The sequence below is a fragment of the uncultured Pseudoteredinibacter sp. genome (assembly GCF_947502065.1).
Taxonomy (GTDB): domain Bacteria; phylum Pseudomonadota; class Gammaproteobacteria; order Pseudomonadales; family Cellvibrionaceae; genus Pseudoteredinibacter.
Map to the genome: position 1 here is coordinate 1,003,364 of NZ_CANMYE010000001.1, position 16,499 is coordinate 1,019,862.

A 16,499-nucleotide genomic window follows, 5' to 3' on the forward strand; every position below is an offset into this window, starting at 1 on the left:
GTTTTATTTCAAAAATTCAAATATCCTAGATAGAGCCTGCTGTTGAACCTTCTTTCGATCAACACCTTTTTTGTCCGTACACAGCGCAATTCCATGCACCTTAATATCAAGCTCGCAGCTATCTTGGAAAACAAAGTGGCCCTCATTACCTTCGAAGCGGTACAGTTCAGAGTTTTTAATGTGTTCTTGATAAAAACCGGCGTGGTATTGCAGTGGAAGAAAATCACCGTTAGCTAAGCCGAAAATTAGAGCTTTGGCGGTAATCTTAGTTAAGCTTTTGGTGCTAGTGATATGGCCTGCGGCTGGGTCTAAAGCGATAACTTGTTTAATTCGATTATCCTTTAGGCTTTGTTTCGCTCGTTTTGGCAGCTCGGGTAAATCATCTTGGGTATAGCGGCAGCTTAGATCCACCTTGGCGGCGTTCTGGCAATGTATACGGGCTTGCTCGAATGCATAGCGAGCGCCAGCCAAGCTTAATACGGTAGAGCCGCCCGAAGAAAAGCCGATTGCCGTGGTATTTTCGATATCTAAAGGAAGCTGAAAGGGTGACTGTTTGTTGAATTGGTCTAGCACATAACTAATATCTAGTGGGCGTTCCCATAGTTTTAATGCGGCTTGAGTCTGAGTGTTTTCGCGACCATAGACCCAGGATTCGCCAAAGTGATTAATGCCCGCCACGATATAACCTTTGGCCGCAAGCGGGTAGGCTAACCAATTCATAGATCGTACCGATCCCATTGCGCCATAACTTAATACGACAAGTTTGGCTTTGCTTGAACTTGTTGCTAGGCATCTGCTGTTGGCGCTCGATTCGCAGCTATTGCCACTTTCTCCACTTAGGTACCAAACAGTCACTTTTATAGGGCGCTGCCGGTCTTGATCGTAGAAGTCCGTTTCATAGCTTACAAGTTTGCTCTGGGAGCTGGCGTGTAGGGCTGCGCCATGTAGAAGTACGAGGATTAACGCAATACAAGTAAACAGAATTTTAGCAAGGGTTTTCATTGGGCACCATTTACATCTCAGTGATTAGTTGTGAGCAGTATAGGAGCCAAGGGGGGACTTGTGACTTGTCGATTGTCAGCAAATGAAGATGACATATGTCATAAATGTGAAAATGACTTTAAACAGCTAAAAGAAAGGATAGAGATAAAGAAAAAGTTATTTCAAAGCGATGCGCCTGATTAATAGGGCTTATCAGATTAACCCCGCCGCTGGCACAGCGGGGTTGCACTTTAGCCATTCGCCGCCGTAATTATTTTGAGCGACTGCCCATCTTTTAGATTTTCCGCCCCTCTAACAATAACCTTATCTCCTGCCTCTAGTTCGCCATTAATACTGATTTGGTTTCCTTGTCCAGCACCGGGCTCTACCTCGATTCTTTCGGCCTTGCCGTCACTATTTACACGAAATACATAGACAGCTTGCTCTCTTAGTACTAGAGCGTCGCGGGGTACGCTAAGTTGTTGTCGACTAGCCGCTTGGGCCAGCTCTACGGTAACGGCTTCACCAATCAGCCATTCACTACCTTGTAATTTTAAACGCAACTCCATCATGCGAGAGCGTTCATCGCCGACGGGAACCGCGCCGCGAATTTCTGTGCTGATCTCTTGCTTGTCTCTATGTACAGCCACCATTGTTCCGGGCTGGTTAAAACGAGCGACTCGTAGGGGAGCGTTTACACTAATCTCTAGCTGTTTGGTATCCACCAAACGCAATAATGGACTGCCGACTTGAGTAAGCTCGCCTAAGTTCATTTCGCGATTAGCAATTACGCCACTAAAAGGCGCTACAACTTTACTGCGCTCTAGTTGATATTGGGCGCGCTCGGCGTTAATTTTTGCAATGGCTAAGTCTTGTTGCAAAATACCAATGCGAGACTCCACTTGGTCTAACTCGTTTTTGGCTACGCTATTGTTTTGCAAAAGCTTGCTAAGGCGTTCTTGCTGTCGGCGCTGATAGTTAAGATCCGCCTTAATGCGTTTGATTTGTGCTTGATCATTACGCAGCTGAAGGGTAAGTAGGTGATCATCAATTTTAGCAATTGTATCGCCTTTCTCTACGGTATCTCCAACTTCCGCCAGCCATTCTAAACGCCCACCAATCTCTGCGGAGAGTAGGGCATCACGTAGGCTGATTACCGTTCCAGGTAAGCGTGCCAAATTATCATTTTGGCTAAGGCTAACTTGGGCAGTTTCCACTGCGGTCGCCGGAGCTTGGGCCTGGCTTGCAGCGCTCAAAAATACAGCGCTGAATGCTAGGCCTGAATAAAAATATGTTTTAAGTCGTTTCATCACAAGTCTCTCTTGTGCAGCATTATTTGATATGGTGAGTTTCTATGGTTCACAGCTAAGCGCTGGGCTCCGTTACTGTTTTTGTTTCTATATTTAGCGTATCGCTTTGATTTGATTCGATAGATTCCTGCTTGCGTCCCATTCTTAAAAAACAGGGCAATAAGACAAGCGTAAATAGGGTACTGATACACATCCCACCAACAATAACGGCGGCAAGGCCACGATAAATAACACTGCTAGCGCCCGGCATTAATAGCAGGGGCAGCATGCCGAATACACTGGTGGCCGTGCTCATAAATATTGGGCGTAGGCGCGTCATTAAAGCTGAACGTACGGCTTCATCTCTGCTCATTCCTTCTCGCTCGGCACTGCGAGTCTGGTGCACCAGTAAGATGGCATTATTGACAACCAAGCCCAGCAAAATCACAAAGCCGATCATGGTTAGCAGATCTAAGGGTTGAAAGGTAAATACATTGAGTATTTGCAGGGCAAAAATACCCCCGGCCATTGCTAAAGGCATCGCTAAAACAACCAGTAGGCTATCTTTCGCTGATCGAAACAATGCGGCCATGAGTAAGAACAGCACCAATAATGCAATGGCGAAATTACTGGCCATTGAGTTAACGGCACGCTCCAAAGCATTGGCACTACCACCGTAGAGAATGCTTGCATCTTCTGGTAGTTCTTGGCGCAGCAAAGGCTCCACGTCGGCTTTGATAACTTCCATAATATGTTCGAGCGACATATCTTCTGGTGGGCGAATATTAATGCTTATCGTACGACGTCGATCAATACGGCGTAATTGCTGGGGGCCAACCGTTCTATCGACTGTAACCAGTTCGCCGAGTGGCACGATATTGCCTGCCGGAGTGGCCAAAGGTGTCGTTGCTAAGGCTTCAGGTGAGGCCCAAGGCTGGGCGCGAAGAATAATATCTAAGCGTTTTTCACCATTAAAATGTTCACCGACATAGAGCCCATTGCCCATAGAGCGAACAATCTGTGCAATATCACTACGACGCCAGCCAGTTTCGGCGATTTTCCGATCATTGGGGTGTAAGCGTAATTCCGGCTCGGTTTGTTCTAAGCTTGGATTAACGCGCACATCTTGTATCTTAAGCACTTCACGCAATTTGCTTTGGCCAAGCGCAGCGGCTTTCGCTAATGCGGCACGGTCTTTCGATTGCAAATGAATGGCGACGCTGCGATCGCCACCAAATCCGCCAAATAGATTTCCCTGAGCTGGATAAGCACGTAGGTCAGGAAGATCTACAAAAATTTCTTCGCGCATGATTTTTTCTAACGCTTTGACCTGGGATTGATCTTTAACTCGCGCACCCATGGTGCCGCCAAAGCTGCCAAAAGTCAGAATGTAATAATTTTTAAGGGCGGGCTCGCGAGTACCTTCCATAAAAGGTTTCATACGCTCATCGAGTACCTGAATATACTCTTTAGCGACGGTATCTTTATTTATGCCAGGCGGTAGTCGGAAAAAGGCATCTACGGCATCACGCTTAACTGGCGGCAAATAATCCATTTCTGGAAGTAAGATATAGCTGGCGGTAACAGGCACACAGATTAACGTCGCTGCGACAATAACTCTTTTCTTAGTAGAGCTTGTCAGTCTCATGACGGTATTGCTTATTTTTTCCCACAGCCCAAGGTTGTGATCGTTTAAGCTTAAATCTTTCAGCCAATATTTTGCCGCCAAGGGTAAAATACTAACCGCAATAAACAGCGACATAACAACAGCAATGGCGATAGTGATTGCTAGGTCGGAAAAAAGCTGGCCTTCAACTTCTTTCATAAACATCACAGGTAAGAAGATGGCAACTGTAGTGGCGGTAGAGGCCAGCAATGCTCCCCAGACTTGCCCGGCACCCTGTAAAGATGCTTGATCATCGCTCAGGCCTTTTTCACGCAGACGTACAATGTTCTCAAGCACCACTATGGCAGCGTCCAGTACCATGCCTACGGCAAACGCTAAGCCCGCTAGTGAAATAATATTTAAACTGCGGCCGGTAAGCTTTAGCATGATAAAAGTTGCCAACAGGGAAGTGGGGATAGCAATGGCAACAATTAAAGTAGCCCGCAATCGTCTTAGAAACCACCAAAGAATGCCAACCGCTAACAAAATGCCCAATACAATATTGCTGGTTACCAAGGTGATGGCCCGGTAAATAAACACACTGGCATCAAAAGACTGAGCCATTATTAGCCCTTTGCTTTGTAATCGCTCTTGGTTCAGTTTCTCAACGGTTTCTTTTACAGTAACAAGTGTTTGTAGGGCATTGGCGCTGTTTTCTTTATCGATGCGAATTGAAATAGCTGGGTTGCCATTTTGCGTGTTGTGAAGCAGTGTTTCTTCACGAGTCACTTTAATATCGGCAATGTCGCCGAGCTTAATAGGGCGCCCATCACGCCACTCTAGAACCAGTTCTTTTAGCTCCCAAGGTTCATAGCGTCCAGTAAAGCGCAAGGTATATTGGCGGCGACCAACATCGACAAAACCGCCGCTGACATCATTGGCACGGCCAAGTCTTGCTGCGGCGGTGCTTAATGGAATACCAAGTTCAGCGGCTCGATATGGATCAAAGGAAATCACCAATTCTTCTGGGCTTGCCGATGAGTCTTGTGCGGTAACGCGAGCCACACCCGGCACTGCTTCAATTGCTGGGCGGATCACATCTTCAGCGAAAGATTGATAATCGTGAATATTGCCTTTGGTACCCGGAAGTTGCTGTAAAAAGAAATAGGTCAGAGCGGGGGTGTCGCCACCACGTCCGCGACCTAAGGTTACAACGGGTTGGGAGGCGTCTCTAGGCAGTGGGTCTAAACGGTTCATGCGAGCGATTACTTCCATTAAGCTGCGCTGCATATCGGTTTCTAAACCAAACTCCATTTCAATAAAGGCGTTACCTTTGTTGGCGAATGCCTGCATGCTTTTCATGCCAGGTAAACCGCGTAACACCGATTCGATTGGCTCGACGATTTCCGATTCCACTTCTCGTGGTGATGCTGCGCGCCAACTGGTTTGCACAGTAATGGCTGGGTTTTGAATGTCTGGAAATAATTGCACCGGCAGCTTACTTAGACTGTAAAGACCAAACAATAAAATCATGGCCAAAATGACGAGTACGGCGGCGGGGTTTTTTAAGGCACTGGATGTCAGCTTCACGAGCTTCTCCGAATTTTTACTCTTGCGATGGTGTAACTTTAGCAATACCTGCCGCCACAATTAAGGTGGTGTAGCCAGTCCGGTTAGGGCTTGCGTTAATTGGGAATATTCTATTTTTTAGAGAGTTTTAGCTGAGACGAAATGAGTGAGGGAAACGTTAGAATTATTTTTGACGTGCTGATAGAACAGGGTAGGTAAAAAAACGGCGCCATCGGCGCCATAAGTGATTTACATTGTGGGGTATTCGTTTTTCTTAGTTGCCAAACAGCTGTTTGATTTTATCGCGATAGCTGCGGCTAACTTTTAACTGGCTTCCATTCTCTAGACTTAACATATACTCGCCATTATTTAGTGTCTGGGCGCTTTTAATACAGCGAGCATTCACGATAGTGGAACGGTGAATGCGTAGGAAAACATCTGGGTTTAGCAGGGTTTGCAAATCCTTCATAGTTTTGCGCATGATATGGGTATTACCGCCAGCGTGGACACACATATAATCGCCGGCAGCGTCGATCCATTCGATATCGGAAGTTTTAACCCTCTGAATCTCACTACCGTCTTTAATATTGATAGTGTCTGGGTAGGTATTGCCATTACTTTCGATAAGAGCGTCAACATCATTGCTGCCAGTGTATTCCATGAGCAGTTTCATGAGTTTTTCTTTGCTGTCAGCATTTTGCTGTTGCTCAATGTGTTTTTGTGCACGCTCTATTGCTTCTTTAAGACGCTCATCGTCGATAGGTTTAAGAACATAGTCGACAGCATGCACTTTAAAAGCATCGATGGCGTATTGATCAAAAGCCGTTACAAATATGATCAACGGTAAATTATCGCCCTGTAAGCGTGAGACTACATCAAAGCCACTCATCCCTGGCATTTGAATATCTAGGAATACTACATCGGGTTGTAAGGCCGAGATCGCAGAAATAGCCTCTTCGCCATTACTGCACTGAGCCTTAACTTCAATGTCAGACAGTTCCTCAAGGCGCAGTTGTAGTCCGCGGCGAGCCAGTTGCTCGTCATCGACAATAATGGCGCTGAGTTTGCTCATATTTTCTTCCTTTTGAATCTGCATAGTGCTTAGGCCTTTGCTTTATCGGCACGTTCCAGTGGAATTCTAATATTAATTGTCAAACCGTGCGGTTCTGTATGGCTTAGTCTGAAAGATTGCTCACTGCCATAAAGCTCTTGTAAACGTTCACGGCAATTGCCTAAGCCGACACCACTGCTACTGCGGCTCTGGGGGTTGTGCAAGCTGTCTATACCTGGGCCATCGTCAATCACGGCGAGCAATAAGTCATTGCCAAAGGTTTTGGCTTCGATGGCGATGGTACCGCCATTCACCGCTTGCGCAATGGCATATTTAATCGCATTTTCTACTAGTGGCTGTAATAGCAAGCTTGGCATCAAGGCGTTTTTGGCATCGCTATCAATATCAAATTTCAACTTGAGTCGTTCGTCAAAACGAACTTTTTCAATATCCAAATACAGTCGTAGTGCTTCGACTTCCTCGTCAACGGTCACCTTTTGCATGGGGTCATTATCTAAGGAGTAGCGCAAAAAGCGGCTCAAGCGGGTGACCATCGTGTTGGCCAGCTGAGTATCTTTATCCAAGATCAACGTGGAGATGGCATTGAGCGTATTAAACAAAAAATGCGGATTGAGCTGGTAGCGCAACATTTTAAGTTGGGCTTCGTGGGCCATAGATAAGGCCTTTAAACCACGCTGACGCTCTTCTTGCAACAGCATATAATATTTGATGCCGAAGTAGAGACCGCTCCATACTAGTATTACCCAGCTAGCTGTGGTCGCACCGTCAAAGTACGCCACCAGCTTCTCTATGCCGTCATAGTCCTCGTACTTGGGTTTACGACGTTCTGGGAACATGTTGTAGAACACCCAGCTACGAGAGGCCATCCAAACACAGCCGGCAAGATAGGAGGCGAATACGACCGCAACGAGGCGGCGGATAGCGCTCATTTCCCACATATAGCGGTACAGTGCTCGTAATGGCAACGTTAGTAACATGCCAATGGTACTGACAACGGGCAGATAGATTAGATAATCGTTGGGCAGTTTGCCCCAGAACAACACGCCCAAATAGAATGAGACCCCCCATGCCGTCCAGCCGGCAAATTGTAGGGCCCAAAATAAGTAGCGTTTGTCTTGTAGGAGTTTTGAAAGTTTCATGGTCTTATTATAACGGCCTGTAACAAGGGCAGGCTTTTCTTTATCGTGGCTTTTGCTCAATTGGGCGCTAAAATAGGCAGGTGGCTCTAGGCGCCGCGGAACATGATTAATTTTACCTGTAAAGTAATGGGTTTTTTCGATCCGGCTTGATAAGCTATCGCTTAGAGTAAATAACAAGTACAACAACGTTAATGAGTGATCTCATATAAGGCATCAAGTGTATGAATTGTGAACAGGATCTGGGCGCGGCAATGAAAGCAGGTATGCGCCGATTGGCTTCAGGCGTGGCCGTAGTGACCTGTCGTGACGAAGAGAGCGGCCGTCAAGCGATGACCGCGTCATCGGTTACTTCTGTATCAGATAGTCCTGCTTCTTTGCTAGTTTGTGTGAATAAAGCAACTACCATGGCCGCTTCACTGCAGCCAGGTGTAGCTTTTGCGGTCAATATTCTCAGTGCTGACCAACAAGATATTTCTAATGCCTGTGCAGGCGGGGAGCAAGGGGAAGGGCGCTTTACTATTGGTCAATGGCAAGATAATGCCGAGCAGGTCCCGCTGCTCAAAGGTTCCCAAGTAAGCTTTAGTTGTAAGGTGGATCAAGTTCATTCTTATGGCACACACGATATCGTGATTGGCCAAATTGATGGGGTTTGCTTGGATAATGATCAATTTGCCCCCTTAATCTACGGTGATGGTGGCTATTTATAATCCCGCTTTGCTATTGTAAAAAAATCTATAAAAATCCTTGACTTAGAAAAGCGATTCGGTAGAATGCGCAGCTCTTCTGAAGGGGGTGGTTAGCTCAGCTGGGAGAGCATCGCCCTTACAAGGCGAGGGTCACAGGTTCGATCCCTGTACCACCCACCAAGTTTAAGCGCGTGAACTTAAATTTGGCTCTTAAGAAGATATAGCGGACCGGTAGTTCAGTTGGTTAGAATACCGGCCTGTCACGCCGGGGGTCGCGGGTTCGAGTCCCGTCCGGTCCGCCACTATTCCAAAAAGGCTGCAAGCAATTGCGGCCTTTTTTATGCCTTTTTTATAGTCGTTTAATTTAATTCAGTATCTCGACTCCGAATTGGGGTCAGAACCCTTGGGTTCTGACCCCGTCGACCCGGTATGCCTGTTTCTTTACTTCAAAGCCGTTAAGCCAAGCCTCTTGTTGGTCACTAAACTGCAATAAAAATTTAACTTGCTTGCCATATCGGCCATCTAATCTGTATGGGTAAAACATTTATTTGGTGAATACTATGCAAGACTATTTAGAAGAGTTGCTGGAGCTGTTGCTCGGTGACGAATATGAGGATGATGAAGTCGACGACTTCTGTGAGTTTTAATTCACTCCTCGTTTGCCCCCCTGTAAACCCTGGCGACATCGAGTTCGTTAGGGTAAATCCAAGCCCTAGCTACCCGCTAAATTTCTGTTCAAAATCGATTGCCCAATCCAAGGCGCCGCTATTCATTGCAATCAAATGAGTTTTAGTAGCGTTATTAATGATGCGGCAATGTACTAATTACAGCAGAGCTTTGTTTCACAGCGAATATGCCTGTGTCATGATTCTGTTGGGTTTATGGTATTTAGATTGTCCTTAGAAACACCCTGTGAATTTTAGAGAGCCAGGTGGGATGATAGAAGAGCAAAACTTAAACCGATTGTATCGTTATGCGCTGTCCCTTGGTGCGGATGCCGATCTCGCCTACGATTTGGTCCATGGTGCAATTAGTAGATTCTTAGAACCGCCGATACCCGATTTAGAAGATCCCATCCCTTATTTGATACGAAGCGTTCGAAACGCTTTTATTGATATTAAACGTCGCGATGCCCGTTATCAGCATGAGACTTATGATGAAGAAGGGTCGCCTCAAGATTACGACATTAAAGCGCTCGAGTCTTTATCTATTGATCAGAACTTTATTGCTCAATTGTTGGGCGAGCTGAGCTCGCAGGAGCGTGAAATATTGTTCCTTTGGGCTGTGGAGGGCTATAGCACAAGTGAACTTGCCGATTTGTTAAACATGCCAAAGGGCACGTTACTTTCAAAAATTTATCGTTTGCGCAATCGTTTGCTGTCCACAGCCTTTGTAAAAGATGCTCTTCAAAATAGTGGGAATTATTATGCCTAAGCCTTTGAAGTTGGAACTACAAGATCATTATCAGTCGGCCAAGCTGACTGATAAACAGCTGGCGCGATTGAATTCGCTTCAAGAGCTAAATCATTCCAATAGTAAGAGGAGGGCAGAGTCGCTAACAGAGTCTTCTTCTGCCAAGCAATTCTCGAATCGCTTATTTCCAAAATGGGCTTTGGCCTGCTGTTTTTTGTTGGCTGTTATGGCCTTCTTTCAATATCAATGGCGTCCACTCGATGATCCATGGCCGAAGGCTGATGCGATTGCTGCCGAGGTGGTTTACAACCATCTGAAGCAAAGACCTCTCGATTTTATAGAGAGTGATTTTCATGAGCTGAAACAGAGCTTCGTGCAGTTGGATTTTAGATTGCAAAAATCGGCGTTATTGGACAGTTTCATTTATGGCGGTGGTCGTTATTGTTCTCTGTTAAGTATCCCGGCGGCACAAATTCGCAGTGCCAAGAGTATCCAAGGAGAGTATGAAACCTTATATCAAGTTGATTACCGAGAGTCGATATTTGGGGCTTTACCCAAGCTGGTGCAAGGGCAGGCCTCAATTATTCGCTACCACAAGGGAGTTGCTGTTGAGATATGGGTGGATAAGGGGATACTTTTCGCAAAAACCCGCAGTATTTAAATGCTGTAGCCTACTGCAAGCGCTATTGTCGATTCACCGTTGCTCTTTGCCTGTGGCGTATAAGTTAACTAAGGATCTTAAAAGTTAGAACTCGTCATGATTTTGCCCTAGAAATTAGATAGCCCTAGGTTTAGACTTAGCTGACAAGTAAAGCAACATGACAAGGATGTTGTCTACTTAACATTTCCACCGAATTTTTGCTCTAGGAGAGCCATTGTGTGGAAGTTTGTTAAGGGCCTGAGGAGGGAAGTCGATGGGTGAAATAAGAGCTGATCAGCATCAGCTGGTTGTGTTTTTCGAGGGCGCAGAAGTCAGCCGACAAATGTTGGTAGAAGAGTTTGAATCTGTGCTTGATGGCTTTGTACCTCTGGTTGACTATATCGGCCGACGCTGCCAGTGTGCTTTTCTCCTGGTGAACCCTGATCTAAGCGTAGACGCTGTTGTTTTCTTCCATCTGAATTTTGATGTTTCAGGGCGTCCTGATTTACATTGGAATACCCCAATTAAACAACTCGCTTGCCAGGCTAGCTCGGAACATTCCCTTGATTGTGGTATCCGTATCGCCAGCTACTCTAATTGCAGTATTGCTTGGCATCAACAAAAGCTCTGGGAGCCATTTGCAGAGCAGCTTGATGCTTTGTGCCGCGTAATTAAGGAAAATCAACTCGGATTAGGCCAAATAAATAGGCAGCAAAGTTTAACCAGTGAAATTCCTGCTTTGCAAATTGATGATAGCGAGGCTCCCTTGGTGTTAACCAACCTGGCAAGTCATGTGCAAAGTGACATTGATGAGCCTGTGCTAGAAAAGCAGCGTAAGGCCTTTGAGCAACAAATAAATTTGCAGCAGCTCGAGCTTGCGAAGCTAAGGGATCAAAATAGCGCTTTAAATTCTCAAATTAAGCATCTTGAAAGCCGTTTTCAAAAATCTTTATACGACACCCTTAGCCAAACAATTGAGCAGCGTGAGGTGAAATGGCAGGCGAAGCTTCGTCAGGCGAAACTCTATATCAAGCAGCAGGCGAGGCAAATAAAAGATCTGGAGTCGGAGTTAGAGCAAGAACTTGGAGAAGGTTTTTCTGATCAAGCTTCGCTGCTAAAACAGTTACAGCTGCGCAGTGTAAAACTGCATGTTGATCACCCGGGCATTGGTGTTGTTCATATCCCATATGATGAAGTTGTGGATTACTTGGCGGCGCCTTTGGTATATGTTGCAAATTTATGCGGCGTGTCGCCGGATGTTTATGGCGCCTGGTTAAAGCATAGGCACCAGCCTATATGCCAAGGGTTCGATGAGACCGGGGTGATGTGCAAGGTGGCGTTGGATGCAGTGAGAGATTTGTCAGCATTTGTACCTGGGCGTAGTGACTTTTGCGTGCATCATCAATGTGAGGGTTCGCCTAAGGAATCACTTGCTTAAGTAGCTTGAGTTGCTAGAATTTGCTTTTCCCGATCTTGGGAGTAAATTTCGCTGCTTATAGAACGGCATGGTTATGATTCAATTTGGGGACTTTAAAGACTTTTCCGGCTCGACTCAGCAGAATCTACTCGATAATCTATACCACGCAGCACTGGCCCAAGTTTGTCAGACAATTGATGCTTGTTCGAACCTAAACGGGGAGCTTGTAGCAATAGATGTTTGGCGTTTGGACAAGGTTTGCCAGCGTGCTAGTGGCAATAAATTTTTTAAGCAAGCATTGTATTGGCAGTTAGCCGAGCAGCACCCTGATCTTCCTCTGCTCAGTTTTGGTGGGCATTATTCGAATCACCTGTATGCCTTGGCGGCTGAGGCCCAGCGTCGAGAAACGAGTTTGATATGTGTATTAAGGGGGCTCCATCAAGGTGAGTTGAACCCTTGCTTGTCGGACTTACAGTCAATGGGTGCTCGATTGCATTTTGTGAGCCGTAAGGACTATCGTAATAAGCAAAGCTCGGCATACCTGGAAGGTTTGCAGCAGCAGCTTGGCTCATTTATTTGTATCCCTGAAGGTGGCGGTCAACTTGTTGGTGCTTGGGGTGCCCAGGCCATAGGTATGGCGGCGTTTAATAAAGAAGCCAGCACCATAGTCGTGGCAGCAGGCACCGGTAGTACGGCGGCAGGTATTATTGCAGGCTTAGATTTGGCTGCGGCTCGCTCAAGATTACAAGGGAAGTCTCCCGCTGCTCGTCGTGTCGTCATTGTTCCAGTAATAAATTTACACACTATAGATGGCCAACAAGGTCTGTCAGAAGACATTGCACTGCTGCGACAACAGCTTGCTGAGTTAAATGCTCATCAGTGCGATGCTCTTAATGACGCTAATTGGTCAAACACTGTTAGTTGGCAGCTTTTAGATGGGTTTCAATTTGGTGCTTATGGAAAATTTCCAATTGAGTTGCAGTTGTTTTTATCAGAATTTGAGCATCGCTATGGTATACCCCTAGATCCTGTATACACAGCAAAAGCGATGGCAGCAATATGGTCATCAAAAAATTTAGCAACGTCAGCTAGTTTGGCAAAAGCAAATAATAGTTTTCTTTTTGACGCTGAAAAAATTCTCTTTATTCACAGTGGTGGTTTACAGGGGCGAAGGGGTTATGGCTTGCTTTGAAGCAAGTTCTGTCCAGCTGTCTGGAACAACGAACAACCTAAGCTCGGTAAAGCCCATATTAGCTGTTTGACTTGTTGTTGGGCTGAGAACCAGTGGTAGGGGGCGCGCTAGTTTTACCTGATTTTTTGCTTTCCCTTGTACGCCATTTCGAAAGTAATCGTCGATATAATTTTTGAAACGATCTTTAGACAGTAAAGGGTGCTGATAACAATGGCTTGGGCGAGCGGCCATAAACTCCAGTTTATTGAGTTGAGTGAACCACCAGTCTTGCCACATTTTACTCATGTCTTCATAGAATTTCTCAACTTCGCTATGACAAATCCATAAGCCTTTAAGTTGGTCTTTTGAAGAGTGTTGTGGTGCAGCCATGGCCTTGTAAGCGGGGAAGAATAGTCTTCCTCGTAATAGATACTGCGCGTCAACTGGGGTGATTGCGAGCTCCATCAAACGTTGTTTCGATGCGGGGTGTTCACTTAAGGTGAGCTGACGTTCGATGAGTCTGGACATTTTAATATCTAGACGATCATTGCAATTTGGCCCCAGCCAATATTGCCAGGAGCTTGTGGCGCTTTCTTTTTCTTCGGTATTATTCGCCTCGGTGATTGCCAAGCCTAGGTAGAACTTACAGCACATTTCAGTATGCAGGTATCGCTTGCTGCGTCTGTCTTGAGTAAGAAAATCAAACTCTCCTACGGTTCTACCTTCATTAAAACCTGGGTTTTGTATTTGCAAGTTTCTCGAGATGAGGATTTGCGAACTCTCGGGGTGGGAAAAATAGGCGCTTAACAGGTCTTCGGCATATAGACCCAAGCGGCGTTGCTCTGATACATGCTGAGTCTCAAGTAGGCAGCGTGTTTCTGGACGTTGAAAGCAATCGATATGAAGCTCGGTTTCGCATTGCGAAAGGTAGGGTTTAAGGTCGAGCATGTCGCTTGAACTCAATAGCCAGTCTAAATCTCTTTGGACGTTACTGATTTTATGATCATTAATGCTGGCTTTTTGATTATGAGCGCCAACTTTCCTGCTTTCTGTTTGAATCGCCGACAATACCTTATTGGGGTCGAAATCACCCTGTGCTGTCGCCTGGCGACTTTTGGCTTGATTGGGTACGGAGGCTAAACTCATTATTGTTCTATATCTCTAACTGGTTTGCGTCTCTTAGATAGGCTACTGGTATTGTGTTTACCTTAGAGACTTTGCATTAGAGAATTCGCTATCATTGGTGAATTCTCTGTAAGAGCCTTATTAAGCGTGGGCCTTATACCTCGGCTTATCATATAATAAACTCAGTGTGTAAGCTCTGTAGTCCTACACAAGTACGGATTTTAGGTGGTTGGGTGTCAAAACCGACCAAAATGTCAGTTTAGGCAGTACCACTGGTCTGCTAACAATTAGAATTACACTATGGCTGAATTTAAACGTATTGGCTTGATCGGCCGTTTGGGCAGTGAAAGCGTACAATCTTCGCTCAAAAACCTGATTAGCTTTATTAATACCCGCAATCTGGATGTGGTGCTTGAAAAGGAGACCGCGACGTTATTGCCTGGTCATAATATGGAGGTTTGTAACTATGAGACTCTCGGAAAAACCTGCGATTTAGCTATTGTGGTAGGTGGTGATGGCAGTATTCTGAGCGCTAGCCGAGCCCTGGTGAAATATAAGATTCCTATCTTAGGTGTAAACCGAGGGCGTTTGGGCTTCCTGACTGATATTGCGCCAGAAGACATTGATACCTTAGTTGGTGAGGTTCTCGATGGTAAGTATGTCATGGAGGAGCGTTTTCTTCTGCAGATGACGGTGCAAAGGAATGGCCAGTGGGTAAGCGGTGGAGATGCTATGAATGACGTGGTTATTCACCCAGGTCAATTTATTCGCATGATTGAATTTGAACTCTATATCGATGAGCACTTTGTTTATCGCCAGCGTTCTGATGGGCTAATCATTTCCACCCCAACAGGTTCTACGGCGTATGCCTTAAGTGGTGGCGGCCCGCTGATGCATCCAAAGCTGGATGCCATTGTCTTGGTGCCTATGCATGCCCATGCTTTGAATAGCCGGCCGATTGTGGTCGATGGTAGTAGCGATTTGAAAATTGTAATCGGCACTAATAACACGGCTAAACCCCATGTAACCTGTGATGGTCAAACTCACGTTATCACCGAGCCTGGCGACGAAATCTTGGTGCATAAGAAGTCTCGTAAAGTAAAGCTTATGCATCCACTTAATCAAAATTTTTACGAGACTTGTCGATCTAAGTTGGGCTGGAGCAGTTAAGGGAAGATTAATCCGGCTTTGCTAAGCTAAAGCTTCAATTAATACTGGCGGTAAAATTCTAGTGTTAATGGCCGCTAGATAGAGTATGAAGCGCTGAATTGATTGCTAATGGCCGTAATTAAAAACGGTCACTAAGCCAGAGCATTCTTTAGGATTGCTAAGTATGAGAGAAGCCTGCTAGAAGAACACGAGATGATGCACAGCAGTACCTCCACAGCCCGTGAAATTACGGGGTTTGACATTATTGGCGATATCCATGGCTGCGCCCAAAGCTTGCTATGCCTATTGGAAAGGCTCGGCTATTCTTGCAGCAACGGCCTTTACCAACACCCCAGCCGTCAAGCTGTGTTTTTGGGTGATGTGATAGATCGTGGCCCAGCAATACGACGCTGCGTGCAAATTATCAGGCCAATGGTGGAGCAGGGCGCTGCTGTAATGGTTTTGGGCAATCACGAGTTGCATGCAATTGCCTATGAACGTCTACGTGGAAAAGGTGCTACTACGAGTGATCGCTTAATCGAGGAAACAAGGCTGCAATTTGAAGGCTACGAGTCTGAATGGCAATCCCATGTTTCCTGGTTTGAAAGCCTCCCAATTTTTCTTGAGTTGCCTGCTTGTCGAGTTGTCCACGCCTGTTGGGATGAAGATATGATCATTCAATTCAAGCGTGACTTTGCCGGTTTGACGCCCACAGATTTCTGGCGGTTGGCGATGACCCGGGGTAGCTTTATTTCTCGCTTTCTTGACCGCTTAACTCGTGGAACTGTCTTGCCGCTGCCCGATGGGCGCAGCTTAAAAAGCCAAGATGGTTATACTCGTCGATTCTTTCGTACTAAGTTTTGGGCCGAAAAACCAGCAACTTATCGAGATGTGGTATTCCAGCCAGATCCTTTACCTGAAGATATAGCCAGCCGTGAACTGGATGCTGACGAGAAGAATAATCTACTTAACTATAGCGGTGATCAGCCACCTATTTTTATTGGGCATTATTGGCTTAGCGGCGAGCCAAGGGCCCTACGACCAAATGTAGCCTGCTTGGACTACAGCGCGGTAAAGGATGGCAAGTTGGTTGCCTATCGCTTTGACGGCGAGCAGAGCCTACAAGACGAAAAGTTTGTATGGGTAGATGTCGCCAAAGAAACTCTTAATGATTCCCAAGAGCACGGTATTCTCTAGTTTTATACGCAGTGCTTAGTTTGTAGGCGATATACGATTCTGCCA

General features: G+C 45.9%; 13 protein-coding genes and 2 tRNA genes. 9 read left to right on the forward strand and 6 right to left on the reverse strand.

From position 1 onward, the window contains the following. Positions 1-3: 3 nt before the first annotated feature. From Q1A41_RS04210 to Q1A41_RS04230, 5 genes are all read right to left on the reverse strand, one after another. Positions 4-1,002: a hypothetical protein gene (locus Q1A41_RS04210; RefSeq protein WP_299975126.1), complete on the reverse strand. Its 999-nt coding sequence runs from the start codon at positions 1,000-1,002 to the stop codon at positions 4-6. Positions 1,003-1,232: 230 nt separating this feature from the next. Beyond that, entirely contained in the window at positions 1,233-2,291 is a 1,059-nt protein-coding gene (locus Q1A41_RS04215; protein ID WP_299975129.1) for an efflux RND transporter periplasmic adaptor subunit, read from the reverse strand. 55 nt (positions 2,292-2,346) lie between these two features. Beyond that, positions 2,347-5,466 carry an efflux RND transporter permease subunit gene (locus Q1A41_RS04220; RefSeq protein ID WP_299975132.1) on the reverse strand — a complete coding sequence of 1,040 codons (3,120 nt, stop codon included), beginning with the start codon at positions 5,464-5,466 and terminating at the stop codon, positions 2,347-2,349. Positions 5,467-5,719: 253 nt separating this feature from the next. Continuing rightward, positions 5,720-6,517: a LytTR family DNA-binding domain-containing protein gene (locus Q1A41_RS04225; protein ID WP_299975135.1), complete on the reverse strand. Its 798-nt coding sequence runs from the start codon at positions 6,515-6,517 to the stop codon at positions 5,720-5,722. Between the two features lie 29 nt (positions 6,518-6,546). After that, positions 6,547-7,656 (reverse strand): histidine kinase, encoded by a 1,110-nt coding sequence (locus Q1A41_RS04230; protein WP_299975137.1) that lies wholly within the window; start codon positions 7,654-7,656, stop codon positions 6,547-6,549. A 221-nt stretch (positions 7,657-7,877) separates the two neighbouring features. Between Q1A41_RS04230 and Q1A41_RS04235 the strand changes: the two genes are divergently transcribed. The 7 genes from Q1A41_RS04235 (at position 7,878) to Q1A41_RS04265 (ending at position 13,004) form a co-directional block, all read left to right on the forward strand. Next, a complete protein-coding gene (locus tag Q1A41_RS04235) occupies positions 7,878-8,363 on the forward strand; it encodes a flavin reductase family protein (RefSeq protein ID WP_299975140.1) in 486 nt (161 codons plus the stop codon). An 83-nt stretch (positions 8,364-8,446) separates the two neighbouring features. Next, positions 8,447-8,522 (forward strand) — tRNA-Val (locus Q1A41_RS04240). A 45-nt stretch (positions 8,523-8,567) separates the two neighbouring features. After that, positions 8,568-8,644, forward strand: a tRNA-Asp gene (locus Q1A41_RS04245). A gap of 610 nt (positions 8,645-9,254) precedes the next feature. After that, complete coding sequence (locus tag Q1A41_RS04250) at positions 9,255-9,776, forward strand: RNA polymerase sigma factor (protein ID WP_299975143.1); 522 nt, start codon at positions 9,255-9,257, stop codon at positions 9,774-9,776. Further along, positions 9,769-10,416 carry a hypothetical protein gene (locus Q1A41_RS04255; RefSeq protein ID WP_299975145.1) on the forward strand — a complete coding sequence of 216 codons (648 nt, stop codon included), beginning with the start codon at positions 9,769-9,771 and terminating at the stop codon, positions 10,414-10,416. The genes Q1A41_RS04250 and Q1A41_RS04255 overlap by 8 nt, the downstream gene beginning before the upstream one ends. A 253-nt stretch (positions 10,417-10,669) precedes the next feature. Beyond that, complete coding sequence (locus Q1A41_RS04260; protein ID WP_299975148.1) at positions 10,670-11,833, forward strand: hypothetical protein; 1,164 nt, start codon at positions 10,670-10,672, stop codon at positions 11,831-11,833. Between the two features lie 73 nt (positions 11,834-11,906). Continuing rightward, positions 11,907-13,004 carry a pyridoxal-phosphate dependent enzyme gene (locus Q1A41_RS04265; RefSeq protein WP_299975150.1) on the forward strand — a complete coding sequence of 366 codons (1,098 nt, stop codon included), beginning with the start codon at positions 11,907-11,909 and terminating at the stop codon, positions 13,002-13,004. On the opposite strand, the gene Q1A41_RS04270 is transcribed toward Q1A41_RS04265, so the two are convergent. Next, on the reverse strand, positions 12,972-14,129 hold the full coding sequence (locus Q1A41_RS04270; protein WP_299975153.1) for a DUF1853 family protein: 1,158 nt from the start codon (positions 14,127-14,129) through the stop codon (positions 12,972-12,974). The genes Q1A41_RS04265 and Q1A41_RS04270 overlap by 33 nt on opposite strands. A gap of 279 nt (positions 14,130-14,408) precedes the next feature. Between Q1A41_RS04270 and Q1A41_RS04275 the strand changes: the two genes are divergently transcribed. Together Q1A41_RS04275 and Q1A41_RS04280 are read left to right on the forward strand one after the other, a co-directional pair. Beyond that, on the forward strand, positions 14,409-15,278 hold the full coding sequence (locus tag Q1A41_RS04275; protein WP_299975156.1) for an NAD(+) kinase: 870 nt from the start codon (positions 14,409-14,411) through the stop codon (positions 15,276-15,278). Positions 15,279-15,470: 192 nt separating this feature from the next. Beyond that, on the forward strand, positions 15,471-16,454 hold the full coding sequence (locus Q1A41_RS04280) for a metallophosphoesterase (protein ID WP_299975159.1): 984 nt from the start codon (positions 15,471-15,473) through the stop codon (positions 16,452-16,454). Positions 16,455-16,499 lie beyond the last annotated feature (45 nt).